Genomic DNA, 19632 nt, shown 5'->3' on the forward strand with positions numbered 1-19632 from the left:
AACTATTTTCAGCACTATCGTTTACCCAAACCAAGCTCAACTAGTCCGGTCGTTCCTGATGAGCGCCTTACCCAATTACATCCGTTAGTCCTACGCGAATACCTGCTCGAAAGTGCGAGGGTCAAACTCGGAGCATCGGTTTGCCGATTAAATTGCATGTTTGCCAGTGAAGACTTGGAATCGGCGCAACGAACGGCGCGGAGGTTACAACTGAAAGAGGGCTTGCCGATCTATCGAGCAGAGGTAAACGGCACAACTAACCGCCATGACATGACTTGGCTTGACCATGATTTTGGAGGTCCTCCTTATAGCCAACGCTCCGCGCACTATTTGCATTATTGAAAAGGTTCGCTCATGGATAACGACCCAATGTTCGCGCGCCCCTCCAACCCGTCCATTGCCGAGCTGCTCGTTCAAGGCCAAGTGACCATCATTGAACGTGCGGGCAGCACAATATGACCAACTTTTTTTCCATCGCGGGGCCGTCGCCACACCGCCAAATCACGTGAGCACGTGTGATCACGGATGCCGCCAGCCGCAGCTTTAGCTAATCCCCGCGCTGCAGAATGATACGCAGCTCCTCGACATCCAGATCGCGCTCCAGCTCATGAAGCACTTCGTCTTCAATGAGTCCTGCACGATGAATACGAATCAGCTCGGTGCGCCCAGCGGCAAGTGCGATCAGGACGACGTCGAAATGCGTCCGAACCCCTTCCATAAACGTGTCCGCGTCTTCGGCATAACGCGTCGTGATTTCCGAGCGCTTCCGATACTCCTCTAACAGGCGCGGATGGATCAACGTTCCGTCTTCCGCGTAGGCATGCCGTTCGACAGCCGCAGCCATGGCGCGGGCAATGGCCGCTTCCGATGCGGGCAAATGCATTTTTGCCGGAGGATCCTGATCGACCGGCCGAACCCGCCTGATGAGCCATCCCAGGCTTGTCCCTTGCATGACAACGGTGGCGAAAATCACGGCAAACGCGGTGACGAGCATCAGGTCTCGGCCTGGCATGGATATCGGCAACGTGAGAGCCACTGCCAGCGTAACGACGCCTCGCATGCCGGCCCAGCTCAGTACCGTCGCTTGCCGCACTCCCAGCGGCCGGGCGCGTTTCAACCCCATTCCGTGGAGTGCTGAGAGCAAGCCGTCGACGCCAAAGATCCAGATGAAACGCGTCACCGTGACGGTCAGCACGACAGCAAGCACGGGAATGGCCATCGTCGTGGTAACAGCCTCGATCCCGCCGACTCGATCCAGCACGCCACGCAACGAGAAGCCGATAAGGATGAAGACAAGAGCATCCAGCACAAACACCACGGTCTCCCAGAACGCGCTGCCGCGAAGTCGAACCCGCGCGGGCAAGATGACATGCTGATACCAGCCGAGCACGAGCCCCGCTGTGACCGTGGCTATCACGCCAGAGACGTGGACGGCCTCACCGACGATATAAGCGACCCAGCACATGAGTGTGCTGACCATGACGATCAGCGTCTGATCGTCCAGGCGACGAACGATGAAGATCCAGGTTGCCGAAACGGCGAGGCCGGCAACGATCCCACCCAGGGCGAGGAAGACAAAGCTGGAGACAGCCCCACCGGCATTGAACGCGCCGCTTAGCGTTGCAACGACGGCGAAGCGAAAAAGCACCAGACCCGTTGCATCGTTGAGCAGGCTCTCCCCTTCCAACAGCGCGGATAGCCGCCGGGGAAGTTTCACCCGCTGAAGCACAGCACGCGCCGCCACGGCATCCGGTGGCGAAACAATCGCCCCGAGCGCAAAACAGGCAGCCCAAGGGAGGCTGGGGACAAGCCAGTGGGTCACGAGGCCAACCCCGAGCGTCGTAAACACCACCGCGCCAACGGCAAGCGAAAGTATCCCCGGCAGATGCCGCCGGAAACGGCCCAGCGCGGTGAAATATGCCCCATCCATCAGCAGCGGCGGGAGGAAGAGCACCAAGATCAACGCGGGATCGAGCTCGAACGGCGGGAGCTTGGGCACGAATGCGAGAGCGCCGCCACCGACGAGCAACGCTGTGGCCGGGGGCAGGCCTACACGTCGTGCCGCCCAATGCAGGGCGACAACGACGGTGAGCAGAACCAGTACGAGTTCAAATATCTCGACAGAATGCATTGAGACGCCCCCAAGATCACTGGATCGATACTATATGCGTATCACTTGATCTGATGTCCGTCTTTATGGGTAGTCGCCGAGCAGCGCCATCCCGTTAGCAATGAAGGCGCAGATGGAACGGGACATCCATCATTCAGTGGTTATGTATCGATCATTTCTTGGGCGCCCCTATCTCCCTCGCATACTATCCGCGCTTCCTGACGCGGAGGATAAGGCCACGCGCGTTATCGATGCTGAGCTGGATATCTTCCTTGGTAAACCTTCCCGGAATGAGGATGTCTAGCGATGTCAGGTCGGAACCCGAGATAACCAGACGCCCTTGCTCATCGATACGAAAATCGAAATCTCTCAACCGAACCTGCCCAGCGCTTCCAGCGAATGCCGCAGATTCCACGGCATCGGCTTTCTGTTCGTCACTCATGATTCTGCCCCTTGATTACCGGATCAGCTTTTGTAGTTCATTGAGCCCATGCCCCGCCCCCCGTCGATCTTTAGGCGCTCCTCACCGATCCGGTAAAGAGCGCCCTTCACCCGATCAGTGACACGTGTCCGGATAGCACGCGCAGAAGTTCTCGTGGGTAACGTGCTCGCAACCATCCACCACCTTGGTAAACGCCATGCGCGGCGTGAGCTGCGCAAAGTTTACCCCCATGGCGGGCGATGCCGTCAGGTAGGCGTTTTGAGTGGAGGTGCCAGGGGTCTGAGGCTTGGGCGCCGAACTGCCCGCAGCGGCCGCGCTGCCAGCCATGATCATGCCCAAAAACAGAACAACGCCTGCATTAAGTTTGCGATGAATCATGTAAACGCTCCTTGTGTAGAAGTGAGTGCCGGAATGGCGCTCAAATGCTGACTGGCATCGACTCAGCCGTCAACGGATGCAAACCTATGGATCAGAGACGCAGCAAATTGCAGTACACGCCCTGAGCTAAGCGACTGCATTGAGTGTGCCCCGATATTCCGCCTGCCTTGTGAATACTTCACAGGCATACCCTCATCGCGCAATACCCCCATCACACCTAAATCCTTCGTGCGCGATTTAGCGCATAAGCAGGCTGCCGAACGTTGATTGCCGCAAGGCCTGCGTAGCTCGCGACATTTCCTTTGCTCGTGCATGGAGGACATCGAGGGGGACATCCATCATTTCTATTTAAAGAAGCAATGATCATTTCTTGGGTGCCCATATCTCGCCCCAGATCTTGGTTGGAAAATTCGTGCGTTTACGCGACGCATGGCCAATTAGCCGTCTGGTAGCCCTTATCCACCCTCGCTCCATAATTTACCCGGATGATATTGACAGGTCAATTTTACCAGGGTAAAAATGCCGCCTCGCCCATGCCGACGAAAAGCCGCCCGTGAATCACCCAGCCGCCGCCCGCTATCTCGAACCAACCCAAAGCGCCGGGAAGCGCTTCATTGAACGCGCCATCGAAGGCCACGTGTTCATGCTGAACTTGCTGCGCTTTCGCGACATCGCCGACTATTCGGCGCACCCCGAACTCGCGCCCCCTGCCCCCATCAGTGGTGCCGCCGCATTCGATCGCTACATCCAGCACACGCTGCCGTTACTGCGCGCCAGCGGCGGCGAGCTGACGTTCGTTGGCGACGGTGGCGCGTTCCTTATCGGCCCCGAGCACGAGCGGTGGGACCTGGCGATGCTAGTCAGGCAGCACAGCACGCCATCGTTTCTCGCGTTCGCCAACCATGGCGATTACCTCGCGGGTATAGGACATCGCGTGGCAGCCATCGAAGACTCGCGGTTGCTGCCACTGACCGCACGATCGCTGCCCGCCTGAGCCCATAAGGAAACGCAACCATGCATGTACTCACGGCCGACGGCATCCGCCTGGCCTACGACAGTTACGGCCAGGAAACCGATGAAACGATGCTGCTTATCGCCGGGCTCGGCACGCAGCGGATTCGATGGACACCTGCGTTCTGTGAAGCGTTGGCGGCGCAGGGTTTTCGTGTCATCTGCTTTGACAACCGCGACACAGGCGGCTCGACGCATTTTACCCAGCTCCCTGCACCGCAATTTGGCGCATTGGCTGCTGCGCTCATGGCGGGACAGCGGCCGCAGGTGCCCTATACCTTGCACGACATGGCAGCGGATGCCGTGGGGTTGCTCGATGCATTGGGTATCGAACGCGTGCACGTCGTCGGACGCTCCATGGGCGGAATGATTGCGCAGATACTGGCGAGCGAGCATGCCGAGCGCGTGCTGTCGCTTACCTCCATCATGTCCAGCACAGGCAATCCCGCACTTCCTGCCGCATCGCCGGAAGTCATGGCACTGATGATGCGCCCTGCACCGGACCCGACGAATGACGAAGCCGGGTTTGTTGCGCATAGTCTCGCCTTTGCGCGATGCATCGCCGGCACCGGTTTTTCTTTTGACGAGCAAGCGCATCGCACGATCGTGCGGGAGGAAATTCGCCGCGGCTATGCGCCGGGGGGATTCGCAAGGCACGTAGCCGCCATGGCGGTCGCCGGTGACCGGCGCGCACGATTGGCGACGATCAAGGCACCCACACTGGTGATCCATGGCGCCGAGGATCCGCTGATACTTCCGGCGTGCGGCGAGGATACGGCCAGATCGATTCCAGGCGCGGAGTTCATGCCGATCGATGGGATGGGTCATGAACTACCCAAGGAAACGTATGCAATAGTGATCGATTCGATCGCACGAACCGCGCGGCGAGCTACCCGCGCAGCATGATCGTGAAGGACGCATCTCCCGCATCGCCTTGGACCGAACAGATCGCAACGGAACCCCGATCACGGTGTCCGTCTGTCCGCCCGGAGCGTCCGCGGACACTGGCTCCTGCGAAGATATGCCGCCTAAGCCTTTGAAACAACAATCAGGCTACATGGCATATGAATTGCTGGATCGCATCGTCAATCCGACGCGATCACTGCCCTCCCAAAGTGCAGTCAGCCTTCAAATACCTCAAAGGAGTACCGATGAAAGTGTCCTTGTTATTGCTGTCAGCGGCGGCATGCCTGTTGTGTTCCGGCGTTTCAAGCGCATCAAATATGGATACCGGGCGCTTCATTCGAGGATCCGCGGACCCGGGAGCTCAGATCGTAGTCGTCAACGAAGCAACTGGCGCGGTGGCAGGGTACGTTGCGGACAAGGATGGCGCCTACGCCGCAGGCCCACTCGCACCGGGGCGCTACACGATTTACGAAGATCGTCCACATCATGCCAAGCGCCACCTCGGGATCGATGGCAAACACGATGGCGCTGTCGACCTTTAGTCCTGGCTTATTGCGCGCCAGCCTCGGCTCGCAACTACCCTGTGCACTGACGACAACGGACAGCTAAACGATTGGGGGATTTTTGCTCGATGATCTGGAGAGATCCGTGCATGCATCGGGTCTCCTCAGCTCTGAGAAGCTCCATCGTCAACGACAACTCCATGATTCGCCATCTGCTTGAGCAACACGGCTTGAGCAGCCAGGGCAGCCTTGGTATCGCCATTGAAGTACCGTGTGGCCGACTCGGCCACGAGGCTAGCCATGCGTTCAGTCATGTCCTGAACCGCATGGGCCGACACATCACCGATAAGTTTCACACTGGCCTGGATTGCCGCGTCGGCAGCCTGATCATGGGTGGAGTCCACCATGAGTTTCCCCTGTTGAGCATGATGGTAAAGGCGATGGCCACTGCGACAGCGCGGTGGCCGGGATCGATACGAGAGCCTTGCGGTTGCTACCAGCTATACGGCCGGTTTGGATCGAACTTGAGGGCATGGCGAATCGCCGCTGTCTCCATCGCATTGGCAGGTTGTTCGTCGCTCATGTTCTGCCCCTGATTGACAGCCGTCCCGCTTTTGAATCCAAACGATCAACCTGCGCTACGAGGCGCGTGCGATTCCTGATGCTGGAAGACACCATGAACCCAACCGAGCGGCGCCTCCCACGTGTAGGTCGAGCACCCCGATGCATTGCACAGGGTGACTCGGTCTCCGCTTTGTATCGGCTGAAAGCCTTTGTCATTCACAGGACCAACAAACGGCGGCAGCACCGACTTCCAGGCGTTTAACGCGCGCGTCGAAGCTGCATCAGGGAACGGCGTTTTGAGGCCACACTCATTGCATAAATACGGCTGACCGGTAGTCACCAGGGATACCGTCCATAGGTGCGACGCATCCGCCATTGCCATGTTCGACCACAGCAGCGAAAGTGCAACAACAAAGCCAGTCCTCATCCTCATCGGCTATCCCCTGTCTGTAGGCTCAAGGCGGAGCTTCGATCTGACAGCTCTCGCACCCGGTGCGCTCCAAAGCTGATCGCGCTTTGATTCAATCATCCCGCCAGATGCTTTACCTGCCGCCCATCGCAGCCGCCTGCGCCTGCTTCTGAGGCTCTTGAGCTTGAGCTTGTGTCTGATTTTGCGCCTGAGCTTGCGTGGCGGTTTCCGCTGCCGCATTGCTCTGCTTCATCGGCGTATTCAACGCCTGCAGCGTAGGCACGTCGGCGACTTTCTGGATGGCCGAAGAATTGTCAGCGGCAAACGTCCGGGTGCCATCCGAACTCATCGCCACCGCGTCGATGCGGGTAAGGCCTTTGCTGATGGCTTCAGCGGTGACAGCGGCTGCGAGTTGATTGCTGTGCTGATCGGGGGTGCGGCCAATGGCGGCATCGAGCTTGTGCACACCGGCGAGCGCCTGCTCGTACATCGCATGATTCGGGTTCTTCGGATCATCCAGACCGGGCGATTTGGCGGCGGGTGCGTTCTGGGTCTGCGCCTTGAGCGCGGTATCCATCGCCTTCTGGGTCTCGGCGTTGATCTTGCCGTCCGCGGTCAGGCCGTGATCGGCCTGAAATTTCTGCAAGGCATGTTGGGTGTTGGCACCCATGGCACCATCGACCTTCAGCTCGTGGCCGTTGCCGTCTTTGTAACCGAGCTTAGCCAACCCGCCTTGCAGCTCGCTCACCTGGGTATGCACCGCTGCTTGCAGAGCCTTCTCAGTCTGCGGGCCGACCTTTCCGTCCACGCTCAAGCCGTGATCGGCCTGGAACTTCTCCAAGGCACCGCGCGTGTTGGCGCCAAGCTTGCCATCGGCCTCCAACGGATAGCCCTTGGCATCCTTGTAGCCAAGTTGGGCCAGTTCGCCTTGTACCTTGCCGACCGCGCTGTTTGGGCCGCTTTGCTCAGGGGCCGGGTGAGCCTTGCTCGGCGCATGGCTCGGCGCATGGCTCGGCGCATGGCTCGGCGCATGACTTGGCGTCGGAGCCGCCGGGCCCAGATTGAGCTTGCCCATCGCTGCGTCGAACCGCTCATTGCGGCTTTCGACCGCCCTGGCATTGGCCGGATCCTGGCCGTACTTCGTGTTGTGAACAAATTTCAGCACATCGTCTCGGGTCGGCGGATTGCCCGCTTGTATGGTGCCGCCCTGAAGCTTTTCTTCTTTACCCGCGAGAAAACCCACCAGTTGAGGGCCCACCGAGCCGAACTGGTTTTCGTAGTCGGCGATGGACAATTGCAGCTTGGGATCCTTGCTGATCGCATCGGCAGCGGCCGGATTGATCTCGCGCACCTTATCGATCGCCTTGTCCACATCCCCGATCAGGCGATCCATGTGCTGCTTGGTAAGATCATCGATCTTTGCCTGTGGGATCGCCTGTAACTTGGCGTCCAGCGCATTCAATTCCGTACGCGACAGGCCACCGTGCTTCGACAGATTCTTGATATCGTCGCTGGTAAACCCGTTGTCCTTCAAAAATTTCTGCGACGCGTCATCGTTGCCGACATCGAACTGGGGCACGCCGAACGAATACGTGCTTTGGCCCTTCTGGGCATAGGAAAAGTGGTTTGCAACATTGGCGTTGCCACCCAGTTCCGCACCGAAGAAAAGCGTACTCAGCTGATCAGGAGTGATGCTGGTATTGTTCGACATGAAAAGGTCCCTCTAGGCCATTGAAATCGATCAACCGCCGAAGCAGTGCTCGTGGGTAAAGTCGATAAGATTCTTGTCCGAGACGTCTTGCGGATCGACGGGTTTCATTTCGAAATGCCCGAACATGTCGTCGTCACAAATCTCCACGACTTTGCGCTGAGCGGCATTCTGCAAGGTGCAGATACCGCCAAAACTGTTGTTGCTGCCGGCAGTGCCGACTGGCAGATTGATCAACGCGCTACAGCCGATGATCTTTCCAGCCTGCTTCGCCTGCGTAATGGATTGGTTGAACGAATGCATCCGAATGCTGGTGTCGCGGTACGCCACCACGTTCACGCACTCACCGCCGCCACCCGGCACCTCGCAAGAAGTCTTATTGACGATGTACTTTTCATTACGAGCCAGCACCGCGATGCGCGCCGTATACGCCTGTTGCAGGCAGCTTTCATCCGCGCACAGGTCTCGGGTATACGCAATCCAGTGGCGCTGCTCGTCCATCAATGTTTTCTTGCCGGCAGCATCGGTGGCTGCCTGAGCCGTCTTATAGGCCTGCTGGAGTTTATCGTCCAGCGCTGACGTTTCCGTATCTTTACAGACCAGCTTCTCGATATCGCTCTTGGCTTTATTGCAATCGAAGCTGGCAGCACAAGCGCCAGACGCCAATCCCATGAGGCCTAGCGCAAAGAGAACTTTTGCACCCGATGTGTAGCCCATTTCCTTCCTCCATGCTTACGCTGTAAAGATGTCGCAGAATATCCCATAGGGCAATAGGCATGCTTTCCGCATTACCGGTCTTGTACCCGGATAATGTGACCGCAAAAGAACGAGAGCCATCAATGCTCTATGGCGGCATGTGGCCCAAGGCAAGCAGGCCGGTAGCGCCATCGATTTCGCAAATAATTGCGGCACAGCAGGTGACGTCTATCGCCCCGCTAAAGCACGACGTCGACAAAGACGCGTCCGCCTTTTCAACCCCTACCCAGTCAAGCCGCCCCTGTCTTCAAGTTTACGGCTTGCGTACTCTGATTGCTGATAAATGCGCCACCAATTCGGACCATAGGTCAGAAAGGCTACCCCGGTAGAGCCAAATGACACCGCAGATGCCATAGAGCGCAAGCGAGGCCGGAAAGTTGGCAGCCCGCATTTGTTCAAGCGCTACTGGATTCTTGAAATGCCAGTAGATCGCATAGCATCCATCTACCGTAAACCAGGTTGCGAAAAGCGCCGCTGGCCAACGCCTCCATTGGCGTTCAAGCAAGGCGCGCAGGCTCCATGGCGCGGTGAAGTAGGCAAGGAGCGCCATGATCAAACTGATGGGAATGTCCCAATCTGGCGCTTGATAGAAGTACGAACCGGCGATGAGCAAAGCGATCCCGATGCCCAGTGTGCTGATTTTCCACGGCCGGCCATACTCTTTCATAAGTACTTGATTCTCCGTTGTGCACCATAGTGGGACTGAAGCGATGCTATCAGGCAGCCGAAAAGTCCTGCGAGAAAAGGGCAGCATCCCCCTTATGCGCCCGATACCAACACCGATGGGCAGACGCCCCTCTACAAAAGCGCCCCCAGAACACTTCTGAAAAAGCGGCCTGCCCCCTTTGATCTTTCTATTCGCGCCGCACGGACTCTTCCACCCTATGGCTGAAGAGTCCGTTTGGCCAAGCTCAGTCGATCCGCGGGAAATCCAGCTCGGTATTGTTGATCCGGTTAAACGTATTGGTGAACGTGATCAACGCTATGGCCAAGCTGATCTCTGCCAATTGGATATCCGTGTAGCCCGCCGCGCGGACCGCGGCAATGGATGCCTCGCTCACCGTACCCCGGATGTTCAGGAGGATGCGTACGAAGATAAGCAGGGCATCGTGGCGAGCATGCCCGATAAGCCCGCCATGACGGATCTGCCACAATGCCTCACGGGTCAGGCCAGCGCGCTTGCCCAGATGGACATGCGCGCTTTCGCAGTAATCGCAACCCGATGCATGACTCACGACAATATTGATGATTTCCTGCTCTTGGAGACTCAGACTGCCAGCCGTGAGCGCACGCTCAACGTCCATCATCGCCTTGAGCCCGACAGGCTGGAGTGCACCGATGGCGGCGAACGTATTGGGCACATTGCCCAAGCCCGCTTTGATCTGCGCGTAGACTTCGGCGGTCGCGCCAGTAGCCGCCTCGAGTGCGGGAATTGCGATCCGTGACATGATAAAACTCCTTGGAAGTGGACAACGAGGTCTACTTTAGTTCGATGGATCGAACGCGTAGATGCCCAAAAACGTTGTTTTTGTGCTTATTCGTCTTGTTCGACAGAAGCCCACGCGATATGCGATCTCTCCCAGCCCGATTGTCGATTTCCTGACGCCTGCTTCGTCGATAGTGCATCCACCCCAAAAGGAGTTCCCATGAAATACCTCGGCCTGGCCTACTTCACCCCAGAAAAATTCGCTGCCATGGCGCCAGACGACATCAAGGCACTGGTAAGCCAATGCCCGGCACTGGACGAAAAGATGCGTGCTACCGGCAAGGTTCTGGTTTCCGCGTCGCTTGGCGATCTGGAAAACTGGAGGACGCTTCGCACACGGAGCGGCAAAAGGCAGATCAGCGACGGGCCCTACACCGAGTCTAAAGAGGTGGTCGGCGGCCTGTTCATCATCGAGGCGGATAGCCATGAAGAGGCGCTGAGCATCGCATCCATGCACCCGGCCGCCACGTTGGGTGAAGAAGGCGAATGGGCTGTCGAGCTTATCCCTATGGATTTCTATCTAGCCCAATGAGGGTCTGGACGTCGCCGTAGGAGTGCTTACCTTCTTCGCTAATCTGCGAAATTTCTAGCCGATAGAACATTGCACTCGCTACATGCGAGATAGACGACCTGGACAAAATCATTCCCGAAAAAGCCCTGCTCGAAACCGTCGATCTGATTCGCAATGGTTGCGAGCACAAACATAGGCCTCGAACATTGCGGACAGTTCTTCTCGGACCCATCTGGGTCCAGGAGGAACGGCACACCCAAAAACTGGTGCCTCGGGAAGGTAAGCGCCCAGAGCGGGCCATCCGTGTCAATCGGGATGTCTCGCTCTGTCATCTCATTCACCCGAGTCATCTGGTCACGTTCATCCAGTGTAAGTGACCTGGCCTGGTAGCTCTTGGCCGGAAAAACAACAGGAAAATCAGGATAGGGAAAGTCTTCGACATTCGGATTTCCTGACGCGTGCTCGAGAATATCCACTGCCCCATCGATGATGCGATAAGAAAAGTCCCCCTCAAATATCCCGCACTTCCAAGAGTAGAGGAACGAAATATTCGCCACCCGCCACCCCGATGAGTCGAGGCCTATTGCACCGAACGCTACCAACGCAAGCTGCGTCAATGGCAACCCATTGTTTGGTGACACTGCGCCCGCAAAGGGGCAAATTCCTCCCAGTGAAATGCCACCGTCCGGGCTGGCATCAGCGAGAACTACGCCATTCTGATGCGGATAGAGAATTGACATCGTTAAAGAGCTTCTGGTTCGGGTATCCAAAGGAAACTTAGATGGCACTGACTATCATCGTCCCCGGCACACTAAAGCATTCTCTTCTTCGAAGACATCCCCAACTCCTGAATCGAAGCCTTGCCACTTATCACTGATGCCAGCGCCCCTTCTCGGCTTTGAGGGGCACAGTACGTCCTGTTAGGACGTGTGGAAGCCCTCCTGCATCTGCGATTAAGCTCAATCGCCTCAAAGTCCCGTATAGGAGTAGTCAGGCTCTATATACGTCACCATGCCGTTGCCATCAGCGTAGGCAAAATATCTAATCTGAGTGGCACCCGAGTGCAGCATTCCCTCATCAACAAGCATGTATACCTTTCTGATCGTTTCATCATTGATCGGCTGACCTCGTGGCGGATGTATGCAGAGCGCATCCGTGCCATCGCCGTCAAGATAGATCTTGAGATGCTGGGCTTTAGCAATTTTGAACACCTGATCTTCCGAAACCGGTAGCGTCAATGAAGGAGCGTAACGTTTTGCAAATGAGGGCTCCGTACGTCGCGCGGAAAACCCTGACAGCCTCCCCTTGGCCAGTTGATCGCGGGCGTTGCAAGGCGGCTTTGCTGGCCAAGGGATGACGATGACGTCCTGGCTATTTTTGGCAAACGCTAAAACCGGAGCCAGAACCAAGGCTAGCAACACCAGATACTGAAAGTTACGCATGTGCGCTCCGAAAACCATTTAGGGCACTGACTGAGATTGATATCAGGACAAAAATACAAGGCACGCTCACGTAACGTTGCCCATCACAATCCACATGCTGCGACAACAAGTAGAAGCGAAATGCCTCCTAGCCTAGCAAAGGCTCACCACCCCAAATTTCTCCCTAGCCTGTGCAAGCTAGCGGGGTGACAAAGGGGGCAGCAGCATCTCTTCAGGCTAAAAAAATGAACTTGAACCCTTTGATTCTACGAGTGATCATGTCCATCGCAGACGCTTTACTCCAATCGAATTCACGCTCCGACGTCTTCATCTCCGGAATGAACTGATATGAACAGTCCAGACGACGATCCGTTGTGCCTTGTCTTTATTCCTGCGCTAGTCACCTTGCTTTATCACGCTGAGTCCACGCTTGGCGCCTCGTTGACAGAGGCTCAGGTCCTGGCAATCCGAGACAATGCCAACTGCGTCGTGTTGCCATCCAGCGCGGTAGCGAAACTCGAGCAGGAACGGGGGTATCCGGATATCGTCGCAGAACAGTGCTGGCCAGAATGGCAAACCGCCAGAGAGGTGTTGTTTCAAAAGGCGCCTTGACGATAGCGTTCGAAGCGCCCTGTGAGTCTAGTGTAGGCATGGCAACAGATCACATTGGAGAAAAGCCAGTGGCAGAACGCTATCTAGGATGGGCCACCATCGTCGCTGATCGGCCCTTAGACGAAGTGGCAGATGAGCTGAATGCAATGCTTGCACCACTGGTGCTGATGGAGACCGATCAATTTGATGAAGTACCAGGCTATGAGGCGGGCACAGAAGATCTCGAATTTACTTTGCAAGGACTGCCCGATGACGCCGAAGATCGGCGCTATTACTACTTTGACATTTTATGTGAGGTTGAAGGCATCGAGGATCTTCCAGATACGTTGCGCAACCTTGTCAGCGAATCCGCACCCGAAGGAACTTCACAACGGATTGGGGCGGCCTCGGCGTTTCTGTGTGATCGGATCCGCACCTATACGACGCTCCAATGCCAACCGGCATATAGCTCCCACGTGGAAAACACAGTAGCCGACATCGTCGGCAGAAATTTGACGCGCCGTGTCTCTACAGCTGCTTTTCAGTGGAACGCCCGCGACGGACACTTTCAGTTGATTTACCTCACAACAGAATTGCCGTGCATCGAGGATATCGACGCAATCGAACTAGCGGCGACGGAGATTGTTGCGGAATTTCCGTCGATTCGAACCACAGCGACCGATGTCGTGCTGATCAACGAAGACACCAGTGCCGTGATGGCAGATCCATGCATCGTCTATCAACGCACCTAAAACGAACACCACTAGGCTTCTGCGCTCCCTTTCCGGAACTGCGAGGGCATCACGGCGGCCGGTCGGTCGCCGTCACAGAACATCATGACCTCGCTCATCGATATCTCTGCGCCTATCATGAGAATGGAGGGCGATGCCAATGGCACCCCCATCAGCCGCACAGCGCCTAGCGGACATTGGACAACCAAGTCATGACTATACCCGTCGGTTTTAGATTTCAGAGCACGATCGAAATTGCCTCTTTCGATGACCCGCTCGTTGGCGTCGTGCCCAAGGGGCTATCCAGCGCAGATAGCCTTCTACGAGCGGTGGCAAAGGCGCTCCTATTCCCAGCCTATTTTGGTCACAACTGGAACGCGCTTTACGATTGCCTTCGTGATTTCCATTGGACCAGCCGGAAGGATGTAGTGCTGATTCACAACGACATGCCCGCTCTGGATGACGACGAGCTCAAGATCTATCTAGAGACCCTTCAGGAGGCTTCCGCGAGTTGGAAGCCGGATGAGTCCCACACTTTCGTCGCAATATTTGATCCCTCTCTGAAACACGCCATCCTGAGCGTGCTTAAGGCGAAGCCTGACGAACATTGATACGCCGCCAGCGATCCAAGTAGTTCGCAATCGCAGGCTTTGAAATGACTGGCCTTGCCCCTAAAAGGAATGGGACACCCATCAGATCTCGCCCACCCATCTTTGGGTGCCACAAACCGCGCATCCAAATCCCGCTATCGGTCAGTCTTCGTCCATGACCCACGCACAAGCAATGCGATGCGGCGTGATGACCAAGACGCCAACCTCAAACGTCGCCTCCGTCGCTTGCATCGCGGTCGACGCTAAAATCATTCCTTCTGGTAAATTCGCCGCTCCCCACCTTCCAAAGTCGCCATTGCTGAAATAGGTCGCGCCCTCGCCAGCGAAGGCATCCACAAAGGCAGATGCGAGCGTTTTGGCCCTTTCAGGCGGCATCATCTCCAAGTGATGAGGCATGTCGTAGGCGAACACTTCTTTCAGAACTGACCTGGCCATTTCTGCATCAATCTCTACATAGATGTCTTCTGACGGGAACAGCCCGAAGCGCTCAGCGGCTTGTCCAACAGAATCCACTCGCTCATTTCGAATACCCAAGATGAAATTACCAGCGTCTCTCATACTGGCAGAGATCAATTCGGAAAAGATTTCTGACGTCACGGGCAAGAATCCTCGAAAAATGGAGGGAGGTAAAACCGGGCACCCATTGTTTGATCGCCGTGAAGCGAGGCAGCCATCACCCATTGAACCATGATAATTTCCCAAGTGTCCCAGATCTCGTTCCAAATCTCGTTTGCTTGCTAGAAGACCGACACAAACCTCGCCTTTTGCTTATGCCAGCCAAATCAACCGGAGAGCAGATCCCATGAAATCCGCACTATTCGCTGTGGCAGCCGCTGCCACACTACTTTCTGCGATAGCGATGGCGCAGCCGCCGTCATCTGCCATCACCACCGCCGTCGCCGATAAGACCCGGCCGGAAAAAGACACTGAGCAGGATGCCGCACGCCACCCCACGGAGCTGATCGCGTTCGCCAAAGTGAAACCAGGCGACAAGGTCGTGGATGCGGTGCCGGGTGGCGGTTACTGGACGCGGATTTTTTCGACAGTCGTAGGGCCGAAGGGCAAGGTGTACGCCTATGTTCCGGCGGAGGTTGTCGGCTTCAAAAGCCATCCGCTCGATATCGCCAAGGCCATCACGAACGAGCCGGGTCACAGCAATGTGGAGGCGACTTCCCGCCCCCTGACCGAGCAACCGCCTGCGTCGACCGACAATACGATCGATATCTTCTGGACCTTCGAGAACTACCATGACCTCCACGATAGCTTTATGAACGGCGCAGACGTGGGTGCTTTCAACGCGATAGTCTTCAAGCTTGTGAAGCCCGGCGGCTACTATCTGGTCTCCGACCACGCCGCTACCGCGGGATCGGGTCTGAAGAATACCGAGGATCTGCACCGCATCGACCCCGCGGCTGTAAAGGCCGAGGTCGAGAAAGCCGGTTTCGTATTCGATGGGGAGATCAAGATTCTCGCCAATCCGAACGACGATCACACCTTGAAGGTGTTCGATCCCACTATCCGCGGCAAGACCGATCGCTTCGTATTTCGCTTCAAGAAGCCTTTGCACTAATGCTGTTGAGCTTCCGGGTGCGATGTCGTGCATCGCGCCCGGGAGTTCGTCCGCAAAACCGCGGTGCGTGCAAATGAAGGGACGCCATTGCTTGATGGCGATGGCATCCCCGATGCATGGCAGAGCGGGGTATCCTTCATTTAATAGAGCGATCGTCTCTTGAGTGCCCTAGATCTCTCTGACCAACCATCGGTAGATCGCGGGGTCGATCCTCGTCATGTTCAATCGTTCGAAGGCACCTTGTCGAAAAAAGCGTGCGAGAGCCCGATCGCTGACCGTTGGATCCGCCAGCTTGAATACGCCTTGTGCGATACCTTGACGCACGGCATCGATGCGGCAACCCAATATCCTGGCGGCATCTTTCCAGCGGTAGTGTTGATCAGGTGCGATGACCATCGGCACCACACCGCCAGGGATAGCGCATTCGCGAATAAATGAGCCACGTGCAAGACAGGCACGCAATGAGTCGCCTGTGACATGTGCATCGCGCACCCGCAAAGTACGTTCGGCACTCCAACGTCGTAATGTCGTTGTGCCCACTCGAAGCGTGCCAGCTAATTGACGTAAGGACCATATCGTGTCGGTTTTTGCACTCAGACTCCGTGCCCCCAGACGCCAACGAATGGCTTTCGTCGACCGCTCCAAGGCCAGCGCCATCTGCGCGACGGTGCGACACTCCGCCATGGCCGCAAAGCGTGCTTGTTCGGTCGCTGTCCAGCGTCGCCGCGGTGACATGGTTGTCGAGGAACCAACGAGCCATCCCTGCCGCCGGGCCACACGGACGATAACGTGACCCGGTAAACCGGGATAGCGCGTGCGAATTGCACGAAAAGCCGCGCGCTTGTGCATGCCGCCTTTGGCATAGCCTTCGCGCAACTGCTTCAGCAGGTCCGCAGGCCACGCATTCGGTAAAGGGCGTTCGCCGCAGGCATGTTCCCGCAGCCAACGCAAACGCTGCCAGCACTCCGCCCGTGTCAGCACAGGGCATAGCGCCATCACCCGTTCGGTAGCTTGGCGTACGCCACGGCGGCCATGTTCCATGCCTGCGCGCAGGCATTGATCGAGTACTGGTGACCAGTGGCACGTCGCCCTTGGCAATGCCAGGCGTGCGACGCGCACTCGCTGTCGGTCCGGCACGGGGTACTTCACTGTCGACGTCGTCGGTTGAGCAAACGATTTAGCCATTGGCATCCTTTCCCAGGCCGCAACCGACCCGCGCCGAGGATCGGCGCTACGTTATTTAGATAGCTTCCTTTGCCATCCTTGGCGTATTTCTCTGCCGCATTACCGTTGCGCGATCGATTACGAAGCTAACGACCTTATAAGCGCCACGACTTCAAGCGGCGTATCGTCCATAGCTAATTCTTACACCGCTTTTTTTGGCGAAAGCGTGACCAATACAACAGGTCCCGTCGGATACCCGCGTTATTGCGATACAAATGTAAAGAAAGGGTTGCGCAACGAGTACCACTACGCCGTGGCGTTGGAAGTACCACGCCGCGACGCTTGGGCAACTGATCAATATAGTGATGCCATGAGGCCCACCGCGCGCCAAAGGGATGGAGGTCATCAATGACGTATCGATGCCCCCATCCCCAGTGACCGCGCCATCAAGCTGAAATCAATGCACAGAAAGCCGGCGCGGTGACAAGCGTGCCGAACGCCGCTTACCGCCCAGCGGCAAGATTAATGGCCTGTTCCAGGCTCAGTGAAAGCTGCGTCTCAAACAGCTCCGCCTGAGCGGTTTGATTGAGCTCGTTTGCGACGGTCGCCTGGTCGGCAAATTGGTTTGCTAGCGACATTATTTGTTGGAACAAGGCCAGATCTTGGCCGGCCATCGCGCCGTTGCAGATGGGTGTCGCATTCAGGATGCCGATTTTTGCCTGTTCGTTCGAGGCAAGCGCGGCGGGGGCGTTGCCGACGGCGTCCTGGGCGCGAGCCACGGTGCTCGCAGACAACGGCAGCTCAAGTACTTGCGTGCACGTCAGGCCTTGGGCGTTGGAAATTGCCGGAAAGAGCGCGATGGCGGCGATCAATAGTGTGGTGGGAGCAAATATCGAATGGCGTGACATGTCATCTCCTTGGACTGTGTGGCGCCGCATTGCGCGGCAGCATCATGGTGGCGCGCCGAGGCCCCCTTCCCCTCGGCGGGGCTGGGGAAATGTCATGCATCGCATTGAATCAACGGATGAAAAAGAATGTTTTCCAGCAGCGTTCTAACTGGTGACTCTCAAGCCCTGGGGCTGCGATTCGTCGATGACGGGAAGAAGTAACGGAATCGCAATCAGATAAGCCGAGTGTGAAAAACGGTTCAGAGCAATTTTTCCAGGGTTAAAAGGGCGCTACGGGCTGCCCCGTTCCCTCTTGCGCGCGCAGAAGCAGAGGCAACGCCAGCTCTTTGCTTCCGATCCTTTATTGGCCAATCCGACTTCGCTAGTCGGATAAAATGCTCGCGATGAACTTCCTTGCCTTCAAGCGCAACACTACTCCACCGAAAAGAGCTCGCCATGTCGACGTCAAATGAAAAGCCGAAACTTCATGTTGCCTCGTCTCTGCGTGCCAAGTTTCCTGCCTACTTCTGCATCGGCCTTTTGCTTGGCATCGCACATAGGCTCTTGTGGACCAAGGACCACCCCGTGACACTCGCGCAAAGCGTGTGGAGCGACCAGGTCGCCATGACGACGATGTTTTGCCTCGCCATCCCTTTGATGGCCTTGGGCATGGCCCTTTTCCCCTTTCGGGGACGGCCTTTTCACCACAAGATCGCTTCGAAGATTCAACCAGAGCTCGCTGCGCTAACGACGTTCGCTTCGATCGCGTTTTCCATCACTGCCGGCTTTGGTTTAGTGGCCATGTTCACCTGCGCGGCAAGCCATGCACCGTTGATAATTTTGTTTCTCCTCTACCTTGTCGCCATGATGGAGATCACAATGGGCCTTTGGCACGAACAGGGCTTATCCAAAGCGTCCCCTTATCTGCTGTCGCTGCTGGTCGTTGCGCCGTTGATCGCTCGGATATCGTAATCGGCAGTCCGCCGTGCCAAGGAGAGCGTCGCGGATTGCTGCGACGTCGCCTGGGACAGGATAGGTTTCAGCCGACGAAAACAATGCGCACGGCCACTAGATCGATGGCCAACAGAAACGGGGAAAGATCATGGATTTCTGCCGGCTGGACTTGCCCCCGTCAGTGCGATCACTTTGACACGCGCTTAAGACTTGTTCGCCCGGATCCGTTCATCCAAACAAGAAAGCCTGCCGCTGGAAGAGATCGTATTTTTAGCTGCGTTGACCGATGCAGGCATGAATGTGGACATCCATACTTCCTACTAATGAGGCATTGACCATTTCGTGAGTGCCCAAGGCCTCTCCTTCAAATAGAAGGATCCGATGCCTTGTTCCAAACCGCAGCGCCCTGCTGGTGCGCGTCGACTCCCCGGAAAAAGGCGTCGCTCCATCGGGCATAGTCCGAACTGCCACCGCCCTGATACTGGAGAAACTTGGGACGGTGAACAGCGAACCCTTGTGGCGACTGCTGGTTGCGGTAAGGCAGCGCCATCGTCAGCGTTTCCACGGGATCGCGATATGCCCGGATGTCCAAGAGCAGCGCATCGGTCTTGCCAGATGGGAGGGTGATGTAGCCGTCATACACCAACACGGCATACACGCTGCCATCAGAGTTGGTAGCAAGCCTCTGTTTCCCATCCTCGACGCTATCTTCCAAACGATCCGCGACCAGGCGGGACATCGACCGTGCTCCGCCCTGGTCCACCTGCGCCAACATAGGCACAAGGACCTCACCCTCCGATACGGACCACACCGCATGTGCGGCGAAGAAGCCTGCGAGTTCTACTGCCAGTTCCATCAACACCTCCCACTATCCGTCAATCACCAAGCCACTTGGGGCACTTTCCCATACCCACCGGCA

Annotated in this window: 23 protein-coding genes; 9 read left to right on the forward strand and 14 right to left on the reverse strand. The window is 56.8% G+C overall.

Annotated features, from left to right (window positions below; genetic code table 11):
* Positions 1–547 precede the first annotated feature (547 nt).
* From QMG46_RS18155 to QMG46_RS18165, 3 genes are all read right to left on the reverse strand, one after another.
* A complete protein-coding gene (locus tag QMG46_RS18155; protein WP_281849266.1) occupies positions 548–2131 on the reverse strand; it encodes a Na+/H+ antiporter in 1584 nt (527 codons plus the stop codon).
* A 184-nt stretch (positions 2132–2315) separates the two neighbouring features.
* Positions 2316–2552 carry a hypothetical protein gene (locus QMG46_RS18160; RefSeq protein WP_281849267.1) on the reverse strand — a complete coding sequence of 79 codons (237 nt, stop codon included), beginning with the start codon at positions 2550–2552 and terminating at the stop codon, positions 2316–2318.
* A 114-nt stretch (positions 2553–2666) separates the two neighbouring features.
* On the reverse strand, positions 2667–2930 hold the full coding sequence (locus QMG46_RS18165; RefSeq protein WP_281849268.1) for a hypothetical protein: 264 nt from the start codon (positions 2928–2930) through the stop codon (positions 2667–2669).
* A 553-nt stretch (positions 2931–3483) separates the two neighbouring features.
* Between QMG46_RS18165 and QMG46_RS18170 the strand changes: the two genes are divergently transcribed.
* The 3 genes from QMG46_RS18170 to QMG46_RS18180 all read left to right on the forward strand — a co-directional run bounded on the left by QMG46_RS18170 (position 3484) and on the right by QMG46_RS18180 (position 5389).
* A complete protein-coding gene (locus tag QMG46_RS18170; protein ID WP_281849269.1) occupies positions 3484–3924 on the forward strand; it encodes a DUF1330 domain-containing protein in 441 nt (146 codons plus the stop codon).
* 20 nt (positions 3925–3944) lie between these two features.
* Entirely contained in the window at positions 3945–4847 is a 903-nt protein-coding gene (locus tag QMG46_RS18175; protein ID WP_281849270.1) for an alpha/beta fold hydrolase, read from the forward strand.
* A gap of 245 nt (positions 4848–5092) precedes the next feature.
* Positions 5093–5389, forward strand: a complete 297-nt coding sequence (locus QMG46_RS18180; RefSeq protein WP_281849271.1) for a carboxypeptidase-like regulatory domain-containing protein — start codon at positions 5093–5095, stop codon at positions 5387–5389.
* A 125-nt stretch (positions 5390–5514) separates the two neighbouring features.
* Here the strand turns inward: QMG46_RS18180 and QMG46_RS18185 are convergent, their stop codons facing one another.
* The 5 genes from QMG46_RS18185 to QMG46_RS18205 all read right to left on the reverse strand — a co-directional run bounded on the left by QMG46_RS18185 (position 5515) and on the right by QMG46_RS18205 (position 10235).
* Entirely contained in the window at positions 5515–5757 is a 243-nt protein-coding gene (locus tag QMG46_RS18185; protein ID WP_281849272.1) for a hypothetical protein, read from the reverse strand.
* 699 nt (positions 5758–6456) lie between these two features.
* Positions 6457–8034, reverse strand: coding sequence for a peptidoglycan-binding domain-containing protein (locus QMG46_RS18190; RefSeq protein WP_281849273.1), 1578 nt, complete (start codon positions 8032–8034; stop codon positions 6457–6459).
* A gap of 30 nt (positions 8035–8064) precedes the next feature.
* Positions 8065–8748: a lysozyme inhibitor LprI family protein gene (locus tag QMG46_RS18195; protein ID WP_281849275.1), complete on the reverse strand. Its 684-nt coding sequence runs from the start codon at positions 8746–8748 to the stop codon at positions 8065–8067.
* Positions 8749–9040: 292 nt separating this feature from the next.
* Positions 9041–9454, reverse strand: coding sequence for a hypothetical protein (locus tag QMG46_RS18200; RefSeq protein WP_281849276.1), 414 nt, complete (start codon positions 9452–9454; stop codon positions 9041–9043).
* 244 nt (positions 9455–9698) lie between these two features.
* Positions 9699–10235 (reverse strand): carboxymuconolactone decarboxylase family protein, encoded by a 537-nt coding sequence (locus QMG46_RS18205; RefSeq protein ID WP_281849277.1) that lies wholly within the window; start codon positions 10233–10235, stop codon positions 9699–9701.
* A 198-nt stretch (positions 10236–10433) separates the two neighbouring features.
* On the opposite strand from QMG46_RS18205, the gene QMG46_RS18210 reads away from it, so the two are divergent.
* Complete coding sequence (locus tag QMG46_RS18210; RefSeq protein WP_281849278.1) at positions 10434–10805, forward strand: YciI family protein; 372 nt, start codon at positions 10434–10436, stop codon at positions 10803–10805.
* A 38-nt stretch (positions 10806–10843) separates the two neighbouring features.
* On the opposite strand, the gene QMG46_RS18215 is transcribed toward QMG46_RS18210, so the two are convergent.
* Together QMG46_RS18215 and QMG46_RS18220 are read right to left on the reverse strand one after the other, a co-directional pair.
* On the reverse strand, positions 10844–11524 hold the full coding sequence (locus QMG46_RS18215; protein ID WP_281849279.1) for a hypothetical protein: 681 nt from the start codon (positions 11522–11524) through the stop codon (positions 10844–10846).
* Positions 11525–11752: 228 nt separating this feature from the next.
* The gene (locus tag QMG46_RS18220) at positions 11753–12226 is read right to left on the reverse strand and encodes a hypothetical protein (RefSeq protein ID WP_281849281.1); all 474 of its coding nucleotides are present in this window, start codon (positions 12224–12226) and stop codon (positions 11753–11755) included.
* Between the two features lie 327 nt (positions 12227–12553).
* Here QMG46_RS18220 and QMG46_RS18225 point away from each other — a divergent pair, with 327 nt between their 5' ends.
* From QMG46_RS18225 to QMG46_RS18235, 3 genes are all read left to right on the forward strand, one after another.
* The gene (locus QMG46_RS18225; protein WP_281849282.1) at positions 12554–12817 is read left to right on the forward strand and encodes a hypothetical protein; all 264 of its coding nucleotides are present in this window, start codon (positions 12554–12556) and stop codon (positions 12815–12817) included.
* 38 nt (positions 12818–12855) lie between these two features.
* A complete protein-coding gene (locus QMG46_RS18230; RefSeq protein ID WP_281849283.1) occupies positions 12856–13548 on the forward strand; it encodes a hypothetical protein in 693 nt (230 codons plus the stop codon).
* A gap of 191 nt (positions 13549–13739) precedes the next feature.
* Positions 13740–14138, forward strand: a complete 399-nt coding sequence (locus QMG46_RS18235; protein WP_281849284.1) for a barstar family protein — start codon at positions 13740–13742, stop codon at positions 14136–14138.
* A gap of 141 nt (positions 14139–14279) precedes the next feature.
* Here QMG46_RS18235 and QMG46_RS18240 read toward each other — a convergent pair whose 3' ends face one another.
* A complete protein-coding gene (locus tag QMG46_RS18240; RefSeq protein WP_281849285.1) occupies positions 14280–14735 on the reverse strand; it encodes a hypothetical protein in 456 nt (151 codons plus the stop codon).
* 262 nt (positions 14736–14997) lie between these two features.
* On the opposite strand from QMG46_RS18240, the gene QMG46_RS18245 reads away from it, so the two are divergent.
* On the forward strand, positions 14998–15708 hold the full coding sequence (locus QMG46_RS18245) for a class I SAM-dependent methyltransferase (RefSeq protein ID WP_281849286.1): 711 nt from the start codon (positions 14998–15000) through the stop codon (positions 15706–15708).
* A 168-nt stretch (positions 15709–15876) separates the two neighbouring features.
* On the opposite strand, the gene QMG46_RS18250 is transcribed toward QMG46_RS18245, so the two are convergent.
* Together QMG46_RS18250 and QMG46_RS18255 are read right to left on the reverse strand one after the other, a co-directional pair.
* Entirely contained in the window at positions 15877–16893 is a 1017-nt protein-coding gene (locus QMG46_RS18250; protein ID WP_281849287.1) for a hypothetical protein, read from the reverse strand.
* Positions 16894–17375: 482 nt separating this feature from the next.
* Complete coding sequence (locus tag QMG46_RS18255; RefSeq protein ID WP_281849288.1) at positions 17376–17780, reverse strand: hypothetical protein; 405 nt, start codon at positions 17778–17780, stop codon at positions 17376–17378.
* Positions 17781–18215: 435 nt separating this feature from the next.
* On the opposite strand from QMG46_RS18255, the gene QMG46_RS18260 reads away from it, so the two are divergent.
* Positions 18216–18731 carry a hypothetical protein gene (locus tag QMG46_RS18260; RefSeq protein WP_281849289.1) on the forward strand — a complete coding sequence of 172 codons (516 nt, stop codon included), beginning with the start codon at positions 18216–18218 and terminating at the stop codon, positions 18729–18731.
* A gap of 346 nt (positions 18732–19077) precedes the next feature.
* Here QMG46_RS18260 and QMG46_RS18265 read toward each other — a convergent pair whose 3' ends face one another.
* Positions 19078–19569, reverse strand: a complete 492-nt coding sequence (locus QMG46_RS18265; RefSeq protein ID WP_281849290.1) for a hypothetical protein — start codon at positions 19567–19569, stop codon at positions 19078–19080.
* Positions 19570–19632: the final 63 nt, after the last annotated feature.

The organism is Dyella sp. GSA-30 (assembly GCF_027924605.1).
Classification (GTDB): Bacteria; Pseudomonadota; Gammaproteobacteria; order Xanthomonadales; family Rhodanobacteraceae; genus GSA-30.